The sequence below is a fragment of the Polynucleobacter sp. AM-25C3 genome, assembly GCF_018882335.1.
Lineage (GTDB): Bacteria > Pseudomonadota > Gammaproteobacteria > Burkholderiales > Burkholderiaceae > Polynucleobacter.
In genome coordinates, this window is the sequence record NZ_JACVOS010000002.1 from 190,266 (window position 1) to 207,982 (window position 17,717).

The 17,717-nt window shown below is 45.3% G+C and carries 22 protein-coding genes; 18 read left to right on the forward strand and 4 right to left on the reverse strand.

Going from position 1 to position 17,717, the window contains the following annotated elements; translation table 11 throughout:
• On the forward strand, window positions 1-624 hold the full coding sequence (locus ICN12_RS02100) for a class I SAM-dependent methyltransferase (protein ID WP_216270422.1): 624 nt from the start codon (window positions 1-3) through the stop codon (window positions 622-624).
• Window positions 625-628: 4 nt separating this feature from the next.
• On the opposite strand, the gene ICN12_RS02105 is transcribed toward ICN12_RS02100, so the two are convergent.
• Genes ICN12_RS02105 through modB form a run of 3 tightly spaced genes read right to left on the reverse strand, consistent with a single transcriptional unit; the run spans window position 629 to window position 3,321 of the window.
• Window positions 629-1,525, reverse strand: a complete 897-nt coding sequence (locus ICN12_RS02105; RefSeq protein ID WP_216270423.1) for a prenyltransferase — start codon at window positions 1,523-1,525, stop codon at window positions 629-631.
• Window positions 1,526-1,558: 33 nt separating this feature from the next.
• The gene (locus tag ICN12_RS02110; RefSeq protein ID WP_216270424.1) at window positions 1,559-2,668 is read right to left on the reverse strand and encodes an ABC transporter ATP-binding protein; all 1,110 of its coding nucleotides are present in this window, start codon (window positions 2,666-2,668) and stop codon (window positions 1,559-1,561) included.
• Window positions 2,668-3,321 (reverse strand): molybdate ABC transporter permease subunit, encoded by a 654-nt coding sequence (gene modB / locus ICN12_RS02115; protein WP_216270425.1) that lies wholly within the window; start codon window positions 3,319-3,321, stop codon window positions 2,668-2,670. The genes ICN12_RS02110 and modB overlap by 1 nt, the downstream gene beginning before the upstream one ends.
• Before the next feature lie 104 nt (window positions 3,322-3,425).
• Here modB and ICN12_RS02120 point away from each other — a divergent pair, with 104 nt between their 5' ends.
• From ICN12_RS02120 to mnmH, 17 genes are all read left to right on the forward strand, one after another.
• Window positions 3,426-3,767, forward strand: a complete 342-nt coding sequence (locus ICN12_RS02120) for an ArsR/SmtB family transcription factor (RefSeq protein ID WP_216270426.1) — start codon at window positions 3,426-3,428, stop codon at window positions 3,765-3,767.
• A gap of 80 nt (window positions 3,768-3,847) precedes the next feature.
• Complete coding sequence (gene soxC, locus ICN12_RS02125) at window positions 3,848-5,203, forward strand: sulfite dehydrogenase (RefSeq protein WP_370624924.1); 1,356 nt, start codon at window positions 3,848-3,850, stop codon at window positions 5,201-5,203.
• Entirely contained in the window at window positions 5,187-6,266 is a 1,080-nt protein-coding gene (locus ICN12_RS02130; protein ID WP_216270428.1) for a c-type cytochrome, read from the forward strand. Before soxC ends, ICN12_RS02130 begins: the two co-directional genes overlap by 17 nt.
• 78 nt (window positions 6,267-6,344) lie before the next feature.
• The gene (soxY, locus tag ICN12_RS02135; RefSeq protein ID WP_088527538.1) at window positions 6,345-6,797 is read left to right on the forward strand and encodes a thiosulfate oxidation carrier protein SoxY; all 453 of its coding nucleotides are present in this window, start codon (window positions 6,345-6,347) and stop codon (window positions 6,795-6,797) included.
• A gap of 57 nt (window positions 6,798-6,854) precedes the next feature.
• On the forward strand, window positions 6,855-7,163 hold the full coding sequence (soxZ, locus tag ICN12_RS02140; RefSeq protein WP_216270429.1) for a thiosulfate oxidation carrier complex protein SoxZ: 309 nt from the start codon (window positions 6,855-6,857) through the stop codon (window positions 7,161-7,163).
• A 55-nt stretch (window positions 7,164-7,218) separates the two neighbouring features.
• Window positions 7,219-8,034, forward strand: coding sequence for a sulfur oxidation c-type cytochrome SoxA (soxA, locus tag ICN12_RS02145; RefSeq protein ID WP_216270430.1), 816 nt, complete (start codon window positions 7,219-7,221; stop codon window positions 8,032-8,034).
• 19 nt (window positions 8,035-8,053) lie between these two features.
• On the forward strand, window positions 8,054-8,692 hold the full coding sequence (gene soxX / locus ICN12_RS02150) for a sulfur oxidation c-type cytochrome SoxX (RefSeq protein WP_216270431.1): 639 nt from the start codon (window positions 8,054-8,056) through the stop codon (window positions 8,690-8,692).
• Window positions 8,693-8,737: 45 nt separating this feature from the next.
• On the forward strand, window positions 8,738-10,468 hold the full coding sequence (soxB, locus tag ICN12_RS02155; protein ID WP_216270432.1) for a thiosulfohydrolase SoxB: 1,731 nt from the start codon (window positions 8,738-8,740) through the stop codon (window positions 10,466-10,468).
• Window positions 10,469-10,490: 22 nt separating this feature from the next.
• Complete coding sequence (locus tag ICN12_RS02160; protein WP_216270433.1) at window positions 10,491-10,916, forward strand: DsrE family protein; 426 nt, start codon at window positions 10,491-10,493, stop codon at window positions 10,914-10,916.
• Window positions 10,917-10,919: 3 nt separating this feature from the next.
• Complete coding sequence (locus tag ICN12_RS02165; RefSeq protein WP_216270434.1) at window positions 10,920-11,888, forward strand: MBL fold metallo-hydrolase; 969 nt, start codon at window positions 10,920-10,922, stop codon at window positions 11,886-11,888.
• A 60-nt stretch (window positions 11,889-11,948) separates the two neighbouring features.
• The gene (locus tag ICN12_RS02170) at window positions 11,949-12,263 is read left to right on the forward strand and encodes a hypothetical protein (RefSeq protein WP_216862114.1); all 315 of its coding nucleotides are present in this window, start codon (window positions 11,949-11,951) and stop codon (window positions 12,261-12,263) included.
• 22 nt (window positions 12,264-12,285) lie between these two features.
• Complete coding sequence (locus ICN12_RS02175) at window positions 12,286-13,407, forward strand: YeeE/YedE family protein (RefSeq protein WP_216270435.1); 1,122 nt, start codon at window positions 12,286-12,288, stop codon at window positions 13,405-13,407.
• Between the two features lie 22 nt (window positions 13,408-13,429).
• Window positions 13,430-13,867 (forward strand): YeeE/YedE family protein, encoded by a 438-nt coding sequence (locus ICN12_RS02180; RefSeq protein WP_216270436.1) that lies wholly within the window; start codon window positions 13,430-13,432, stop codon window positions 13,865-13,867.
• Between the two features lie 3 nt (window positions 13,868-13,870).
• The gene (locus ICN12_RS02185) at window positions 13,871-14,302 is read left to right on the forward strand and encodes a DUF6691 family protein (protein WP_216270437.1); all 432 of its coding nucleotides are present in this window, start codon (window positions 13,871-13,873) and stop codon (window positions 14,300-14,302) included.
• A gap of 58 nt (window positions 14,303-14,360) precedes the next feature.
• Window positions 14,361-14,705: a protein tyrosine phosphatase family protein gene (locus ICN12_RS02190; RefSeq protein WP_216270438.1), complete on the forward strand. Its 345-nt coding sequence runs from the start codon at window positions 14,361-14,363 to the stop codon at window positions 14,703-14,705.
• Window positions 14,706-14,723: 18 nt separating this feature from the next.
• Entirely contained in the window at window positions 14,724-15,143 is a 420-nt protein-coding gene (locus ICN12_RS02195; RefSeq protein WP_216270439.1) for an acyl-CoA thioesterase, read from the forward strand.
• A gap of 8 nt (window positions 15,144-15,151) precedes the next feature.
• Window positions 15,152-16,225 (forward strand): tRNA 2-selenouridine(34) synthase MnmH, encoded by a 1,074-nt coding sequence (gene mnmH, locus ICN12_RS02200; RefSeq protein WP_216270440.1) that lies wholly within the window; start codon window positions 15,152-15,154, stop codon window positions 16,223-16,225.
• Here mnmH and ICN12_RS02205 read toward each other — a convergent pair.
• Complete coding sequence (locus ICN12_RS02205; RefSeq protein WP_216270441.1) at window positions 16,222-17,400, reverse strand: acyl-CoA dehydrogenase; 1,179 nt, start codon at window positions 17,398-17,400, stop codon at window positions 16,222-16,224. The two genes, mnmH and ICN12_RS02205, sit on opposite strands and share 4 nt — an antisense overlap.
• Window positions 17,401-17,717 lie beyond the last annotated feature (317 nt).

The window sequence follows — 17,717 nt, forward strand, 5'->3', positions numbered from 1 at the left end:
ATGAGTTTTTCTGATGCCACTCAATTCTGGAATGAGCGCTTCGACAAAGAAGAGTTCATCTTCGGTAAAGAGCCAAATGAATATTTGGTTGAGCAAACAGCCCAATATTTGAAGTCAGGGCATTCTGTACTTTGTATTGCCGATGGTGAAGGGCGCAATGGCGTCTGGCTTGCAAAGCAAGGCATGCAGGTCACCGGCTTTGATGTCTCTGATATAGCACTGATGAAGGCAAACCAGTTTGCCAAAGAGAGCAATGTCGACATTCTATATAGCCTTTGCGATACCGATGGATTTGATTGGCAGGCCAACTCATATGATGCGGTGATTGGAATCTTCATTCAATTTTCAGATCCAGTTATGCGCGCCAGAATATTCAAGCAAGTGCATCAAACTCTTAAACCAGGCGGTATCTTCATTCTTCAAGGCTATACCCCAAAGCAGTTGGAATATAAAACCGGTGGCCCTTCATTGATTGAGCATCTCTACACTGAAGAGATGATTCGTGACCTTAGCCGGGAATTTGAAATTCTGAATCTCGCATGCTATGAAAAAGAATTATCTGAGGGGGCTAGGCATACAGGAATGTCGGCATTGCTTGGAATGGTAGCTAAAAAGAGCGCATGAAAACTCAAATTATGCTTATGCAAAATAAAACTGTATAAGCATGAGCGGCTATTAGATTAAGTAATAACGCTGATTTCAGTCTCCCCCTATCAGAGTAGTGACTTTGAAGTAAATAAGCGCAGTAAATAAAGGCTGGTAAGACGGCTATAGTGACAAGACTCCTGCTTGGGATGTCATTGGTAGCGATACTTACTATTTGCAAAGTATATGCCGCAGTAAAAATGCCAACATACCAAATCCAGATATTTTGAACGCCGCACTTTGCGGCAAGAGTCATTTTCCCTGCTAATGTATCTGCACGAATATCGGGGACTTGATTGACTAGTAATATGTTTGACACCATGAGTCCGAATGCCATCCCCGATGGGATTGCCTCATATGCTAAGCGTGATCTCTCAAGTGTCGCAAATCCAATAACCAGCATTGACCAAGCGATGGCAATTGCGATTTCCCCAAGAATTCCTTTTGACATTAACTGGAGGGGTTTAGCCGAGTATGCCCAGGCCATAAATACCCCGAAAATACTGATGGGTAATAAAACCCAGCTACTCAGGTAGCAAATTAATAAGCCTAAGGCGGTTGATGTGGTGAGTAGGCATAGGGCAAAAACATAAATTATCTTTGCGCTTAAGCGTTGGTTTTGAATAAATCGACTTCCGCCGGTAAAGGGGCTGATGCGGTCTTGATTGCATTCATCGCTTCCATTCAAATGATCAAAGTAATCATTAAGCAAGTTTGCTCCAGCATGAGCAAGAATGGCTACGGCGATTCCTAGTAAGCCCATCAACCAGGTTGACGAACTAGTGCTCCCGGGAATGGAGAGGCCGAGGAAGCATCCAAGTAGAGTAATGATTAAAAAAGCGGGCCTAGTAGCTAGGAAATAGTCCTTGAGTCTATTCATTGGGCAAGGAGAGCACTGACATCGAACGCTTTCTCATTGGTCGATAAAGCGCCGCGGATCATTAATCGGGCGAAGCGGCATGATGTGAATTTGTTTACCATCTAATTCAATATGCATTTGGCTACCGACCTCCATACATAGTCGTTTGACCTCTGCGGAAGAGGCTTCCCATTCAAGGATATTCTCACTGTTGTTAATCCGAAGCTGAATGACTGCAATTTGTCCTAAGCTGCTAATCTTTTCAACCGTGGCGCATACGCTACTATTTGACGGATTGCTATGGACGCTTAATCCACTTTGCGGGATTACCCAAGCAACACGCACGTTCGGCGGAATTTTTCCCTTATCGGCAACCGAGAATATATGTTCGCAACCATCCCAGCTCAATTTCCCGGAATCAAAGACTCCATGGAACATATTGCTAATTCCAACAAGTTCGGCAACTCGAGAGTTTCTGGGTTTTTGGAAGAGGGTTTGTGGCGCGGCTGTCTGCAGACCAATCCCTTGATCAATCACAGTAATTCGATCAGCCAATAGATCAGCCTCTCTTAAATCATGAGTAACTAATAGGATTGGGATATTCAAATCCTTGCGTAGATCTGCCAGTGTCTTGTAAAGATTTTGTCTTGTAGGTGCATCAATCGCAGAGAAAGGCTCATCAAGTAACAAAATTTTGGGCTTTCTTGCCAAGGCTCTGGCTAGTGCCACACGTTGTTGTTGTCCGCCCGATAATTGATGAGGCAGTCGATCAACTAAGTCTGCAATTCCCATTCTTTCTAACCACTCTTTAGCAATTAGCTTGCGCTCAGTTTTGCTGAAATCTGAATTTTGCAGCGGGATGCAGACATTTTCCAATGCGGTAAGGTGCGGAAAGAGGGCGTATTGTTGGAATAAGAATCCACAAGAGCGTTGGGCTGCAGGAAGTGACTTGCTAACCCTTTTCATGTCGTCGCCCTCAAACCAGATTTCTGAGTCGCACTCAATTTTTCCAGAGCTAGGTTGTCGAAGGCCGGCAACCGTTCTTAAGACGGTTGTTTTACCACTCCCAGAGGGTCCCACTAAAGCATGTAGCTCGCCAGCTGCGCATTCCAGATTGATTTGGATCGGCATTGGCGAACTTTGGCTCAGTTTGATTTTTAGCATTACGCTCTACCTCCTCGTTGTGAGGGTGTTTTGCGACCAAATAGTCCATAGGATATGGCAATGGCTACCAATGAAATGCCCAGGAGTAGCAATGAGAGTGACCCTGCGCCTGCAGAATCAAAGCTCTGCACCTTGTCATATATTGAAATTGAAATCGTTTTGGTTTCCCCGGGGATGGCACCACCAACCATGAGAACAACGCCGAACTCACCTAAGGTGTGGGCAAACGTCAGGACGCCTGCGCTGACAATACCGCGCCATGCCAGCGGTAACTCTATTAGCCTGAATATCTGCCAATTACTCAAGCCGCTAACTTCTGCTGCTTCACGAATTTCTGGGTTGATATTCTCGAATGCTCTTTGTATCGGCTGAATAGCGAAAGGGAGGTTAACAAACAAGGATGCCAGCAGGATCCCAAAAAAAGAGAAGACCAAGGGGATGCCAAAAAGACTCTTGCCTCCAAAGCCAACCAAAAAATAGTAACCAAGTACCGTAGGAGGCAAAACAAGAGGAAGGGCTAAGGCTGCCTCGAACCATGGGCGACTTCTATTAAGCTTGACCAGTCTATGAGCAGCCCAAATCCCGAATGGCAATATGAGTGCCATCGTCCAAAAAGCGAGTTTTAAAGAGAGAAGAATTGCTTCAATATCCATTCATTTGGATTGTATTGCCTTTGGGGATAGGGTATCTCACTATATAAGTCGACGAAGCTTCGGTGTCCAATATATGCACGTATACGCATATATTGTTAACGACCGTGAATAGCAAAGCAAAAGTAAAAAAAGCAACTAAAGACCTTTCCCCAAAAGCAATGGAGAAGGTGTTTGTGCGCGTTGCTGAATATTTCAATGTGCTGTCCGAGCCATCCCGTTTGCGAATCATGTATGCCGTTTGTAGTGGTGAAAAGTCTGTTTCTGAGGTTGTTGAGTTATGCGGCTCCAGTCAGGCTAATGTGTCACGCCATCTTCCGGCATTGCACAAATCAGGCATTTTGCTTAGACGCAAGGAAGGAACGACTGTTTTTTATTCAATAGCTGATAACGCCACTGTAGAAATGTGCCAAACAGTGTGCGCCAAGATTGCTGAGAACTTGCATTAACTTTTTAAGTATCTATTCATCAAAGTAGAGATCACATGACAAAAAAACAAATTGAGATTAGCGCGCAGGATATTAGCGCTATCGAAAAGCCGGCTAACCGGGCTCGCCTGGTCAAGGCGCCTGAACATTTCATTTCTCAAGAGCTTATTGCCGATATCAATGCCAACAGCTTAGATGAAAACCGTCGTGGATTTTTACGTAAAGGTTTTATGTCAGCGCTTGGTGGTGCTACAGCTGGTTTAGCTGCTCCACTGGCTATGGCTGCAGGTGAGGGCGATCCAGCGATCTTAGAAAAGCAAGAATGGCAGACTACGCTCGGTAAAAACGTGGCCACTATGCCTTATGGCGTACCGTCAATCTATGAGTCAAACCTCATTCGTCGTGAATCACCAGGTTTAACGCGTGTATCGGCAGCTTCTGTTGCCTTTACTCCTCTGCAAGGTTTATTTGGAACAATTACTCCAAACGGATTGCATTTCGAGCGCCATCATCAGGGTTGGTACAACATCAACCCTGAGACCCATCGTTTGATGGTGAACGGTCTGGTAAAAAACCCGCGTGTTTTCACGATGAATGATTTGATGCGCCTTCCTTCAGTTTCACGTACCCACTTTATTGAGTGTGGTGCAAATACTGGCTTAGAGTGGGGTAACGTTGCAGTTCCTACAGTTCAGTACACGCACGGCATGTTGTCATGCTGCGAATTCACGGGCGTACCGCTTAAAGTGTTGCTCGAAGAGTGCGGCGCAGACCTCAAAAAAGGTAAGTACATGCTCGCCGAAGGTGGTGACGGATCAGGCATGACTCGCACCATCAATCTTGAGAGTTGTCTGAATGACACAATCGTTGCTTGGTCTATGAATGGTGAAATGTTGCGCCCAGAAAATGGCTTCCCATTGCGCCTGGTAGTACCTGGCGTCCAGGGCGTTAGCTGGGTGAAGTGGTTACGCCGTCTTGAAGTTGGTGATGCTCCATGGAACTCAAAAGATGAGGCAGTTCACTATATTGAATTGATGCCTAATGGTGATCATCGTCAATATGCCTCTATTCAAGAGTGCAAATCCGTTATTACAACGCCATCGGGTGGTCAACAGCTTTTAGATAAAGGCTTCTACAACGTGAGCGGGATGGCTTGGTCTGGTCGCGGAAAAATTACCCGTGTTGATGTTTCTTTTGATGGTGGTAATAACTGGCGCACAGCGCGTTTGGAAACACCAGTTCTCACCAAATCTATTACCCGCTTCAATATCGATTGGGTTTGGGATGGCTCACCAACCATCATGCAATCAAGGGCGATGGATGACACGGGCTATATCCAACCATCGATCAAAACACTGCGCAATGTTCGCGGCACTCGATCGATCTATCACAACAATGCAATTCAATCATGGAAATTGGATTCAAATGGCGAGGTGAGCAATGTTCAAGTTGGATAAATTCTGCGTCCGCTTAGGTTTTGCGGCATTCATTGCCATTAGCGCGCAATTGTCATTTGCGCAATCAGGTTCAGCCAAATTTCCTGGCATTGGTAGAGTGGCGACTCCAGCAGAAGTTGCTGCTTGGGATATCGATGTGCGTCCAGACTTTAAGGGTCTACCAAAGGGATCTGGTTCTGTTGAAAAGGGTCAAGTGATTTGGGAGGCTAAATGTGCAAGCTGTCACGGCACCTTTGGTGAGTCCAATGAAATCTTTACTCCTATCGCTGGCGGCACAACTGCGGATGATGTAAAGACCGGTCGCGTAGCCTCATTGAAGGACATGAAACAACCGCAGAGAACGACCTTGATGAAGGTTCCTACTGTTTCCACCTTATGGGATTACATCTATCGTGCAATGCCATGGAATGCCCCAAGATCATTAACACCAGATGATACTTATGCGCTTGTTGCTTTTATTCTGAGCTTGGGTGAAATTGTTCCGGATGACTATGTTCTGAGCGATAAGAATATTGCTGATGTCAAAATGCCCAACCGTAATGGCATGACCCGCAAGCATGGCTTCTGGAATGTGAAAGATAAGCCAGATGTCAATGGAAACAGTTGTATGCATAACTGCGTTCCATTTGTGCAGATCGGCTCCACATTGCCAGACTTTGCTCGTAATGCACATGAAAATATTGCAGAGCAAAATCGCTTATATGGTCCTTATCGTGGGGCAGATACTACCAAGCCACCGATTAAGCAGTTACCTGGCGCCTCCGGAGAAGGTTTGGCACATGCCGCTGATACTCATGCAGCAAGCTCAAAAGGCCCTGCAGCGCTATTTAAAAATGAGAATTGCTCGGCTTGTCATGCGCCAAATGCGAAGCTAGTTGGCCCATCAATTACGGATATCTCTAAAAAGTATGATGGCCAGAGCGGGGCGTTAGATAAGCTAATGGCCAAGGTTAAAGCTGGCGGTTCTGGGGTCTGGGGTTCAATTCCGATGCCTCCCCAAACCCAATTATCAGACGAAGATCGTAAGACTTTGGTATCTTGGATGTTATCTGGCGGCAAATGATATAAATTTGGCAGTTCATAGCAGGTTTTGAAGCAAAATAGCTTATGTATGTAGGTAAAGATTAATAAAGGAGTTTTTATGAATCAGCAGCGTCGCAGTCTATTGAAGTACTCAGCAGTATTTGGTCTGATGGCCTCAACCGGGCTCATTAGCGTAGCGCAAGCACAAGAGTGGAATAAAGCCGCATTCGAAGGCAAGAGCCTCGATGACGTTTTCAAAATTCTTGGTGCTGGTAGCCCAGACAAATCGTCTGCCGTTACCTTGAATGCGCCCGATATTGCTGAAAATGGTGCCGTAGTGCCAGTCGGCATTACAACCACTTTAAAAGCAGAGCAAATGGCGATTTTGGTTGAAAAGAACCCGAGCGCATTGGCCGCTCAATTCTTTATCCCAGCCGGCACTGACTCTTTCGTGACGACTCGTATCAAGATGGGTCAAACATCCAATGTTTATGCCTTGGTAAAAGCTGATGGTAAGTGGAACATGACTGTTAAAGAAGTCAAAGTGACGCTTGGTGGTTGCGGCGGTTAATCCCGAAGCAAATACATAGACACAATTCATTTATATATAGAATAAAAGAGGAACAAAATGGCTGATCCAATGCGCGTAAGAGCTGCTGAAAATGGCGGTACTGTAGACGTTAAAATTTTGATGAAACATGATATGGAATCTGGTCAGCGCAAAGATGCTTCTGGCAAAACAATTCCTGCTTGGTTTATCAGCACAATCAATGTAAAAGCAAATGGCAAAGATGTATTTAATGGTCAGTTTGGTCCTGCAGTTTCAAAGGATCCATTTTTGAACTTTAAATATAAGGGCGCTAAGGGCGACAAGATTGCGGTAACTTGGATGGACAGCAAGGGTGACAAACGCACTGACGAAGCAACGGCTTCTTAATTGCTTTTTGCTTTAATAAATCTTTACCGCCTCCGTGGTTCTGAAAGGGTAGGAAATGCAGCGTAAATTGACCTTAGGGTTGGCTACTGGCTTGGTAGCAACTTTATTAACAATGACATCTTCGGTGTCGGCACAAAATAGTGCTACAGACGATATTGCAAAATATCGAGAGATGATTGCTGATGGCAACCCTTCGGAACTTTACGAGGCAGCCGGTGAAGACTTATGGAAAAAACCGGCTGGACCTAAAAATGCTACTCTTGAAAAATGCAATCTAGGGCTTGGACCTGGTGTGGTTAAGGGTGCCTCAGCACAATTACCGCGCTACTTTAAAGATACTAATAAGGTTCAAGATCTTGAGTCTCGCTTAATGACTTGCATGCAAGTGCTGCAAGGTCGTGATCCACAAGAGATGATTGATGCGCCATTCCAGAAGGGTCCCAAGAAGGACATGGAGGCAATCGTTGCTTACGTTGTGACCCAGTCTAAGGGTGACAAGATTAAAGTGAGCACCGCGCATCCAAAAGAAAAAGAAATGTATGACCTAGGTAAGCGCGCCTTCTTTTTCCAGGGCGGTCCAATGGACTTCTCTTGCGCATCTTGCCATAGCGAAAGCCGTAAGCGTATTCGCTTGCAAGATCTCCCTAACATTACCGAGCAAAAGGGTGCCGCTTTAGGTTGGGGTTATTGGCCCGCTTATCGCGTCTCTAGCGGACAGTTTTGGACTATGCAGCAGCGCTTAAATGATTGCTATCGTCAACAACGCTTCCCATTCCCAATCTATGGTTCAGATGTCACCGTTGCCTTATCAATGTATATGGCAAAGAATGCCAATGGTGGCACAGTTGAAACACCTGGATTGAAGCGTTAATAGATAAGAGATGACGAAAATGAAAATTACACACTTAAAACAACTCTTAGCTATTTCTGGATTTATCTTTGCCGCTGGTTTGGTGCAAACCCCTGCATTTGCTCAGCAAAAAAATGATCCAAAATTCAATAAGATGATGCAAGACAGCTTTAGGGCTCAAGGCATCGCTGGACTTGACCGCATTGATCAAGACGCTACTCAGAAATTCTGTTCAGACCCCCAGTTTGCCAACAGCAAGCAGGGCGAGGCCATGCGCGAGAAGATCCAGAAGATCAATATGGACTCTATTCAGCAACCATCCGATGGAAAATACATCGGCGACTGGAAGAATGGTGAAAAGATTGCTCAAAGTGGACGCGGTGCAACTTGGACAGACAAGGCTGATACCGTCATTGGCGGCGGCTGCTATAACTGCCATCAAATTGACCCTAAAGAAATTTCTTATGGAACGATCGGCCCATCATTGACTGGTTACGCTAAATTGCGCGGCTACTCCAAAGAAGTGGTTACCTATACCTGGAACCGCATTAATAATGCCAAGGCTTACAACGCATGCAGCAATATGCCACGTATTGCCCACTTCAAACTCCTCAATGAACAGCAAATACAGGATGTTATGGCTCTATTGCTTGACCCAGAATCACCTGTAAATAAATAACAGATTAAAACGGGCCGAAAGGCCTGTTTTGTTAAGGGAATAAATATGTCATTAAATCGCCGTGAGTTTTTGCAAGCATTAGCTATTGCATCAGCAGGTGGTATGAGTCTGCAATCCAATTTTGCTGGTGCACAAAGTACCGCGCAAAAATTCTATGATTTACCTAAGTTTGGTAATGTGCATTTTCTTCATTTCACTGACTGCCATGCCCAACTTTTGCCAATCTATTTCCGTGAGCCAAACGTGAATCTAGGCATTGGGGCGCAAGAAGGCAAGACACCCCATTTAGTAGGCGAATATTTCCTTAAGGCAAATGGAATTGCTGCTGGTACTCGTGATGCTCATGCATTTACCTATTTAGATTACGTTGCAGCTGCGCAAAATTACGGCAAGATGGGTGGCTTTGCGCATATGGCAACCCTGATCAAGCAAATGAAAGCAAGTCGTCCAGGCGCCCTATTGTTAGATGGTGGTGATACTTGGCAGGGCTCTGGAACAGCACTCTGGACTAATGGTCAGGATATGGTTGATGCAGCCTTGCTCTTAGGTGTTGATGTCATGACTCCGCACTGGGAAATGACCTTAGGTGAAAAGCGTGTGATGGAAATCGTCAATGGCGATTTCAAAGGCAAGGTCTCTTTTATTGCCCAAAACATTAAGACAGCCGACTTCGGTGATTCTGTTTTTAATCCTTATGTCATGAAGGTGCAAAACGGCATTCAAGTTGCAATCATTGGCCAAGCATTCCCATATACGCCGATAGCAAATCCACGTTATTTCACCCCTGACTGGACTTTTGGAATTCAAGAAGAAAATTTGCAGAAGACTATCAATGAAGTGAAGTCAAAGGGAGCTAAAGTTGTTGTTTTACTCTCCCATAACGGCATGGATGTTGATTTGAAGATGGCCTCTCGTGTAACTGGCCTTGATGCAATCATGGGTGGTCATACGCATGATGGCGTCCCGATTCCAGTCAAGGTGAAGAATTCTGGCTGTGTTACCTTGGTAACCAATGCTGGCTCGAACAGTAAGTTCTTGGGCGTACTCGATTTTGATGTGAAGGGTGGCAAGCCGGTTGATTTTCGCTATAAGCTTTTCCCAATCTTCTCCAATCTAATTCCCGCTGATCCAGCGATGAATAAGCTGATCGCTAAAGTTAGGGCACCATACGAAACCAAGCTCAATGAAAAATTGGCTACTACGGATGGTTTGCTATATCGTCGCGGCAATTTCAATGGAAGCTTTGATCAATTGATTTTGGATGGCCTTATGGCGCAGAAGAATGCGGAAATCGCCTTCTCCCCAGGTTTCCGTTGGGGAACTAGCTTGTTGCCAGGCCAGGCCATTACTCGTGAAAATCTGTTAGATCAAACTGCCATCACTTATCCATACACTACCGTCACCAATATGACTGGCGAGACCATCAAGACTATTCTTGAAGATGTGGCTGATAACTTATTTAATCCCGATCCGTATTATCAGCAGGGTGGCGATATGGTACGTGTAGGTGGTATGCAGTATACGATCGATCCTGCGGCGTCCGCAGGTAAGCGCATTAGCGATATGCGTTTAAATGGCAAAGACATCGACCCAAGCAAGACTTATAAAGTGGCAGGTTGGGCGCCAGTAAGTGAAGAAGCCAGGAATGCTGGTGGAGAGCCAATTTGGGATGTGATCGAAAGACATTTGCGCGATGTGAAGGTTGTTAAAGCCGTTAAGCTGAACGAACCGATCATTAAAGGTGTGCAAAATAACCCAGGAATGGTTTCACTCTAATACTTATTGAGCCGATAAAAAAATGAAAAAATTACTTCAGTATCTTGCGGTCTCTTTCGCCCTAGTTGTAATGGGAGCTTATGCTGCAGGCCCCACTGAGGTGGTTTATCACATTGATGATGCGGAGTCTCAAGGGGTTAAGGGATTGCGTAATATTCGTAATCATTTGGATGTTGCCCCTCAAACCAAAATTATTGTGGTTACGCATGCTAATGGCGTAGACATCATGATGGAAGGTACGAAAGACAAAAAGAATGGAATTGAATATGCGCCCCTGGTTGGAGCTTTAAAATCACGCGGTGTTCGCTTTGAGGTTTGTGAGATTACTTTGAAAAATCGTAATTTGCAGAAGGATCAATTCATTCTTGACACTGACTTCACTCCTTCTGGTGTTGTTAGGATTGCAGACCTTCAGTACCAAAATCACTTCGCCTACATCAGGCCTTAAGCTATGCCACTTAGGGCTCTTAGGATTCGCTCTTGTGCTTTAGGGGCAATTTTATTTAGCACTCTCTCGCTACTATTTTTCTCATCCTCCGTTAATGCTTTGGATGACTTGCTCTTAAAACCTATCCAGGTGGCTCCGCACACATATTTCGTGCAAGGCTTGCCCGAGATGGGTAGCAGCCAAAATCAGAACTTTATTTCAAACGCAGGTTTTGTCATTACTCCAAAAGGCGTGGTGGTGGTAGATGCTTTGGGTTCACCAGTTCTGGCGAAGAAACTCATTGCTGAAATTAAAAAGCTTACTTCGCAAAAAGTAGTGGCTGTCATCGTGACACACTATCATGCCGACCACATTTATGGTCTGCAAGAATTTAGAAAGATCGGGGCTAAGATTTATGCCCAGAATCAGGGGATAAATTACCTTGCGTCTGAAACTGCCATACAAAGATTAATAGCATCCCGCGTGGACTTTGCCCCTTGGGTTAATACAAGCACCAAGCTCACGGGAGCAGATCTTTGGATAGATCAAAGCTATATGCTTACAGTGGGTGGCGTGGATTTTAAAATTAGTCGAGTGGGGCCGGCACATGCACCAGAGGACTTGATGATCTACGTCCCATCCGAAGGGGTCTTGTTTGCAGGAGATTTGGTATTCCGTGGACGCATCCCATTTGTTGGTAATGCGGATAGTAAGGGCTGGTTATCAGCTTTGGATGCAATTGAGCGTATTAATCCAAAAATCGTGATTCCAGGGCACGGCAATTACTCCATCCATCCCGCAGAAGATATCGCTTTTACAGGGGATTATTTGCGCTATTTGCGGGAATCAATGACAAAATCAGCGGTAAATATGGATCCTTTTGAGGAGGCTTATCAGCAAGCTGATTGGTCTGAATACGACGGAATGCCCCTATTTAAGGCTGCCAATCGGATGAATGCCTATAACGTCTACCTCTCAATTCAGTCGGAATAAGGCATATTTATCATCTGGGCTTTAAAATAGTCATTTACTTGGCTAAATGACTGATTTCAAATGAAATTACCACTGTTAAAGCTTGTTCTATCCCTGATAGCGTTCTTAGGCTTGAATGTGCCTGCATTCGCTACACCCGATCTAGCGAATGGGAAAAAAATTGATCAGCAGAAATGCTATGCCTGCCACGCCAAGAAATCTGGCTTTGGTAATGGCGACATGATTTACACGCGCAGCGATAGCAAAGTTAAAAACTTGCAGAATTTAAAGTCCATGGTGGCGATGTGCAATACCGAGTTGCGCTTGGATCTTTTCCCTGAGGATGAAGCTGATGTAGCGGCCTTTCTCAATAAACAATTTTATAAATTTAAATAATTTCAGTTAAAGAATTTTGAATATGGAAGCGGTAGATATTTCCTCTCTAAGTAGGTCGGTTTTATTAGCCACTTTTGCAATTACATTTATGCTTGGTGCCGTAATGCAAAAGACGGGTTTTTGTAGCATGGGTGCCGTATCCGATATTTTTATTATGTCTAGCTGGGATCGACTAAAACAGTGGTTCTTAGCTATTGGCGTCGCTATTGTTGGCTTTGCCTTGATGTCTTACTTGGGCCTCATTGATCCACTCAAAAGCATGTATACCGGTAGCAAATTTTTATGGCTCTCCACCATCGTGGGTAGTACGCTATTTGGTTTTGGCATGGTGCTCTCGTCTGGCTGCGGAAGTAAGACCCTCGTGCGTATTGGAGGCGGCAATCTAAAGTCTTTCATTGTATTTATGGTTCTGGGACTTTCTGCTTATATGACCATGAAGGGCTTCCTTGGTGTTCTGCGAATGAATACTCTAGATTCTGTATTCATCGCTCTCAATACTCCGCAAGATTTACCGAGCATTCTCAGTCCCATTACTGGAATCGCCAGAAACAATTTACATCTTGCGCTAGGTTTAATAGTGGGTTTTGCTTTTATTGCTTATGCATTAGCAAGTAAGGTTTTTTGGACAGCAGAAAATCTATTTGCCGGTATTTTTGTTGGCCTCGCTATTTGCGCAATCTGGTGGGTCTCCGGTAATCTGGGTCATGTAGCTGAAGATCCGAATACTTTGGAGGAGGTCTTCCTGGTTACTAACTCTGGCCGGATGGAGAGCCTTTCCTTTGTGGCACCTTATGCTTACTCCTTGGATTGGCTCATGATGTACAGCGATACATCAAAGATCATCACCGTTGGCATTGCTGCGGTTGTTGGAATGATCTCTGGCTCCGCATTTGTGGCATTTATCAGCAAGTCCTTCCGCTGGGAAAGCTTTCGCAATACTGAAGATACCGCCAATCACTTGGTCGGTGCTTCGTTGATGGGCTTTGGCGGGGTTACTGCTCTAGGTTGTACTGTCGGGCAGGGGCTTAGTGGTATTTCTACTTTGGCGATTGGGTCCTTGCTAGCACTTCCTGGATTTATCTTTGGAGCTTATTTGGCATTACGCTACCTACAAGTGCGCCTCGCCCCAAATCCTTGCAGTTAACTCAGAAAGTAGATTTGACAATATGCAGATAGATTGGTTGGCATTCACCCCTGGACCAGCTTTGCTTGGTGGGATGATATTGGGCATCGCTGCCGCTTTATATGTTCTGTTACACGGCCGTATTTTGGGAATCAGTGGAATTATTTCTGGCCTACTTTCACCAAAAGCGGGTGATGCAAATTGGCGCTTAAGTCTTGTACTGGGTTTACTCACAGCACCATTCTGGGCAACCTTGCTGCTTGATCTCCATACTACAGCCGTAATTGATACCGATTGGATTGGCATTATTGTTGCTGGTTTGCTTGTGGGTTTCGGGGCAAACTATGGATCAGGCTGCACTAGCGGTCATGGTATCTGCGGCTTATCTCGTCTTTCCCCTAGGTCCTTGGTTGCTACACTATCTTTTATGGGCGCTGGTTTTTTAATGGTGTTCATCATTCGTCATGTGTTGGGCTGGTAAATCATGAGAAGATATTTCAACTTATATAGTCAATATTTTATTGGCGTGCTATTCGGTTTTGGTCTAATCATTTCTGGAATGAGTAATCCTCAAAAAATTCTCAATTTCCTCGACATCGCTGGTAACTGGGATCCTTCCTTAATATTTGTAATGGGCGGTGCAGTAGTCGTTGGCTTGGGCGGTTTTTATTTAGCCTCACAACGTACTGAAGCCTTTTTTGGCGGTGCACTTCACATCCCCGGTAGAAGAGATATTTCGAAGCCCCTGGTGATCGGTAGCGTCATCTTTGGTGCGGGCTGGGGTATTGCTGGGCTTTGTCCAGGGCCAGCAATTGTGGCGCTTGGAGCAGGTCAAGTAAAAGCACTAGTCTTTGTGCTGGCAATGCTTGCTGGCATGGCGCTTTGCAACCGCTTCTTTACGGGCCATAAGCAGTAAGTCTGCTTTAGAATCTCACTTATTCGTTTTCATTTCTTATATATTTTTTGAGGTTTAGATGAGCCTTCCTATTTCTTGCCATACCAATCAATTTGGCACGCTTGGTCAGATTGATCCTAGTCATTTAGCTGAGATTGCAAAACAAGGTTACAAGAGCGTAATCAACAATCGGCCTGACTTTGAGGGCGGGCCCGATCAACCGACAAATGCAGATATTCAAGCTCAGGCGGAAGTACTTGGTTTGAACTACGCTTTTTTACCAGTCATTCCCGGTGCATTTACACAAGATCAAGTGGTGGAGATGGCGCGCTTACTGAAAACGATGCCAGGTCCAATCTTGGCATTTTGTCGCTCGGGTGCACGTTCTACCAATTTGTATCAAATGGCTTTGCAGGTTTGCTGATTCATTCGGGCGGCACTTATGCGTATTGAGATCCCGACTGAGGAAAAGTTTGTTCATGAAATGAACATGCCGATTCGTTGGGGTGATATGGATGCCTATGGTCACGTCAATAACACGGTGTACTTTCGTTATATGGAGCAGGCCAGGGTAGAGTGGATTACCTCTTTAGGCTATAACGTTGCCCCTGGAGATGAGTCTATGCTGATGATGAATGGCTTTTGCAACTTCCATCAACAACTAGCCTATCCAGGTGAACTAATACTGAAAACCTATATTGGAAACATTGGCCGCTCAAGCTTGGATGTTTATACCTCTATGGTGCTAACAACAGAACCAGAGGTAATTGCTGCCGTTGGTGGCGCCACTATGGTTTGGGTTGATTTCAAGACAGGTAAATCTGCGCCTTGGCCTGATCACGTGATTAGCAAGCTGCGCTAGGATCTTGTTTGCAACCAAGTAATTCGCACATACTCAGCATTGATAAGCTGTCTTCTTGCCTTAAGGAGTTTGACGCAATCATCGATGTCCGCTCGCCCGCGGAATTCGCCTTAGACCACATCCCTGGTGCAATTAACCTGCCTGTTTTAAATAATGAAGAGCGTATTGAGATTGGCACTCTCTACAAACAAGTTTCTCCTTTTGCTGCAAAGAAATTAGGCGCTGCTTATGTGTCCCGGAATATCGCTTACCACTTAGAAAACTCACTCATCGATTTTCCTAGGGAGTGGCGCCCACTAATTTACTGTTGGCGCGGTGGAGAGCGGAGTGGGGCCTTTACCCATATTCTCAATCGCATTGGTTGGAAAGCGATGCAGCTAGAGAATGGTTATCAAGGCTTTCGGCGCATTGTGATCGATGGCCTTGATCAAGCCGCTAAAGCATTTTCTTTTCAGGTCATTGCTGGAATGACTGGTAGCGGTAAGACGCGCATTCTTCAAGAGATTGGTGCTCTTGGTCAGCAGATTCTGGATCTTGAGGGTTTGGCGATTCATCGTGGTTCGGTTCTGGGTAATGAGCCCAATATTGAGCAACCCTCGCAAAAAGGCTTTGAAACTAATCTGTGGGATGCCTTAAATTCATTGGATCCGAGCAGGATTGTTTTTGTTGAGTCCGAAAGTAAGAAGGTAGGGGGCTTGCATGTGCCTGATGCCTTGATGGAGCGCATTCGCAATGGTCGATGTATAGAACTGCGATCGAGCACCAAGACTCGAGTATCTTGGTTGCTGCGGGAGTATCAACACTTCTTATCGAATCCTGAAAGCTTCAAACAAAAACTCAGTTTGCTGACATCGCGTTATGGCAAAGTCCAAATCGAAAAATGGCATGAGACTATTGATCAAGGTGACTTTGGAAATTTAGTAGAAGAGTTATTGGTGATGCATTACGACCCATCCTATCAGTCCTCAATCGTTCGGAATTTTCCAAGCTATCGCGAAGATCATTTCGTTGAACTAAGGGATGATGGCGATGAAGCCTTTACGCTAGCGGCAAAGGACCTCATCATCAAGGTGAGCGCTTAACTGAAGGCTTGAATGCCAGTTTGTGCACGGCCCAAAATCAGGGCATGAATATCATGTGTGCCTTCATAGGTATTGACGACTTCAAGATTCAGCATATGACGGACAACGCCATACTCATCTGAGATTCCATTTCCACCATGCATATCTCTTGCTAGACGAGCCACATCCAAAGACTTACCGCAAGAATTGCGCTTCATCATGGAGGTAATTTCTGGGGCGGCAATACCTTCGTCTTTCATGCGACCTAAACGCAAACAACCCTGCAGGGCCAGGGTAATCTCGGTTTGCATATCAGCCAATTTCTTCTGAATGAGTTGATTTGCAGCTAAAGGGCGGTCAAATTGCTTGCGATCCATCGTGTATTGGCGTGCTGCATGCCAACACCACTCAGCAGCGCCGAGGGAGCCCCAAGCGATACCGTAGCGTGCAGAGTTCAAGCAAGTAAAAGGACCTTTAAGGCCGGTAATTTCTGGGAATTCATTTTCGGCAGGAACAAAGACCTCATCCATGACGATTTCACCAGTGATAGAGGCCCGTAGGCCCATCTTGCCGCTGATCTTGGGGGCAGATAAACCCTTCATACCCTTTTCCAGGATGAAGCCCCTAATCAAGCCCTCATCATTCTTGGCCCATACGACAAATACATCAGCGATAGGGGAGTTAGAGATCCACATCTTAGAGCCAGTTAAAGAGAAGCCGCCTGGGACCTTTTTGGCTCGCGTAATCATGCCGCCAGCGTCTGAGCCATAGTTAGGCTCAGTCAATCCAAAGCAACCAATCCACTCACCGCTAGCCAACTTGGGTAGGTACTTTTGTTTTTGGGCTTCGCTACCAAATTCATTGATAGGGACCATCACCAAAGAGGACTGAACACTCATCATGGAGCGATAGCCCGAGTCAACGCGTTCGATCTCGCGGGCAATTAATCCATAGGAAACATAGTTCAGATTTGCGCCACCGTATTCTTCGGGAATGGTGATGCCAAGGAGTCCTAATTCACCCATCTCGCGAAAGATCGCCGGGTCAGTGGTTTCATTGCGAAACGCATCATGAATGCGGGGCATCAAACGTCCTTGAGCATATTGAGCAGCGGCATCACGTACCATGCGCTCCTCTTCGCTGAGTTGCGTGTCGAGAAGTAGGGGGTCAGCCCAATTGAAACTAGCTTTACTCATTGTTCTTAGCCATCCTATTTTGGTTTTTAATCTGCTCCCTGTGAATTTCCAGGAATGCAGATATTCTTATTTCTATTATCCATTTTTTCATACTTATGGACTCGTCTAGACATCATCACCGCTACTACGACTTAATATTGGCTGCCTTTGTCGTGGTTCTACTGTGCTCTAACTTTATTGGCGCTGGTAAGGTAATACCCCCGCCCCTTAACCTGAGTTAAAAGTAGAATTTCTAAGTTGTTTGATTTAAAGGAAATTCTATGAAAACCTCCCGCTTTACCGATAGCCAAATCATGGCCATCCTCAAACAAGCCGAG

Bases quoted from the DNA above. Each gene is read 5' to 3' on its own strand.
- modB (WP_216270425.1), bottom strand. From the start codon at position 3,321: ATGGATATTGAAGCAATTCTTCTCTCTTTAAAACTCGCTTTTTGGACG.
- soxX (WP_216270431.1), top strand. From the start codon at position 8,054: ATGAAAATTACACACTTAAAACAACTCTTAGCTATTTCTGGATTTATC.
- ICN12_RS02175 (WP_216270435.1), top strand. From the start codon at position 12,286: ATGGAAGCGGTAGATATTTCCTCTCTAAGTAGGTCGGTTTTATTAGCC.
- ICN12_RS02205 (WP_216270441.1), bottom strand. From the start codon at position 17,400: ATGAGTAAAGCTAGTTTCAATTGGGCTGACCCCCTACTTCTCGACACG.
- ICN12_RS02130 (WP_216270428.1), top strand. From the start codon at position 5,187: ATGTTCAAGTTGGATAAATTCTGCGTCCGCTTAGGTTTTGCGGCATTC.
- ICN12_RS02160 (WP_216270433.1), top strand. From the start codon at position 10,491: ATGAAAAAATTACTTCAGTATCTTGCGGTCTCTTTCGCCCTAGTTGTA.
- ICN12_RS02110 (WP_216270424.1), bottom strand. From the start codon at position 2,668: ATGCTAAAAATCAAACTGAGCCAAAGTTCGCCAATGCCGATCCAAATC.
- soxA (WP_216270430.1), top strand. From the start codon at position 7,219: ATGCAGCGTAAATTGACCTTAGGGTTGGCTACTGGCTTGGTAGCAACT.
- soxB (WP_216270432.1), top strand. From the start codon at position 8,738: ATGTCATTAAATCGCCGTGAGTTTTTGCAAGCATTAGCTATTGCATCA.
- ICN12_RS02165 (WP_216270434.1), top strand. From the start codon at position 10,920: ATGCCACTTAGGGCTCTTAGGATTCGCTCTTGTGCTTTAGGGGCAATT.
- ICN12_RS02105 (WP_216270423.1), bottom strand. From the start codon at position 1,525: ATGAATAGACTCAAGGACTATTTCCTAGCTACTAGGCCCGCTTTTTTA.
- ICN12_RS02190 (WP_216270438.1), top strand. From the start codon at position 14,361: ATGAGCCTTCCTATTTCTTGCCATACCAATCAATTTGGCACGCTTGGT.
- ICN12_RS02180 (WP_216270436.1), top strand. From the start codon at position 13,430: ATGCAGATAGATTGGTTGGCATTCACCCCTGGACCAGCTTTGCTTGGT.
- ICN12_RS02195 (WP_216270439.1), top strand. From the start codon at position 14,724: ATGCGTATTGAGATCCCGACTGAGGAAAAGTTTGTTCATGAAATGAAC.
- ICN12_RS02185 (WP_216270437.1), top strand. From the start codon at position 13,871: ATGAGAAGATATTTCAACTTATATAGTCAATATTTTATTGGCGTGCTA.
- soxY (WP_088527538.1), top strand. From the start codon at position 6,345: ATGAATCAGCAGCGTCGCAGTCTATTGAAGTACTCAGCAGTATTTGGT.
- ICN12_RS02170 (WP_216862114.1), top strand. From the start codon at position 11,949: ATGAAATTACCACTGTTAAAGCTTGTTCTATCCCTGATAGCGTTCTTA.
- ICN12_RS02100 (WP_216270422.1), top strand. From the start codon at position 1: ATGAGTTTTTCTGATGCCACTCAATTCTGGAATGAGCGCTTCGACAAA.
- soxZ (WP_216270429.1), top strand. From the start codon at position 6,855: ATGGCTGATCCAATGCGCGTAAGAGCTGCTGAAAATGGCGGTACTGTA.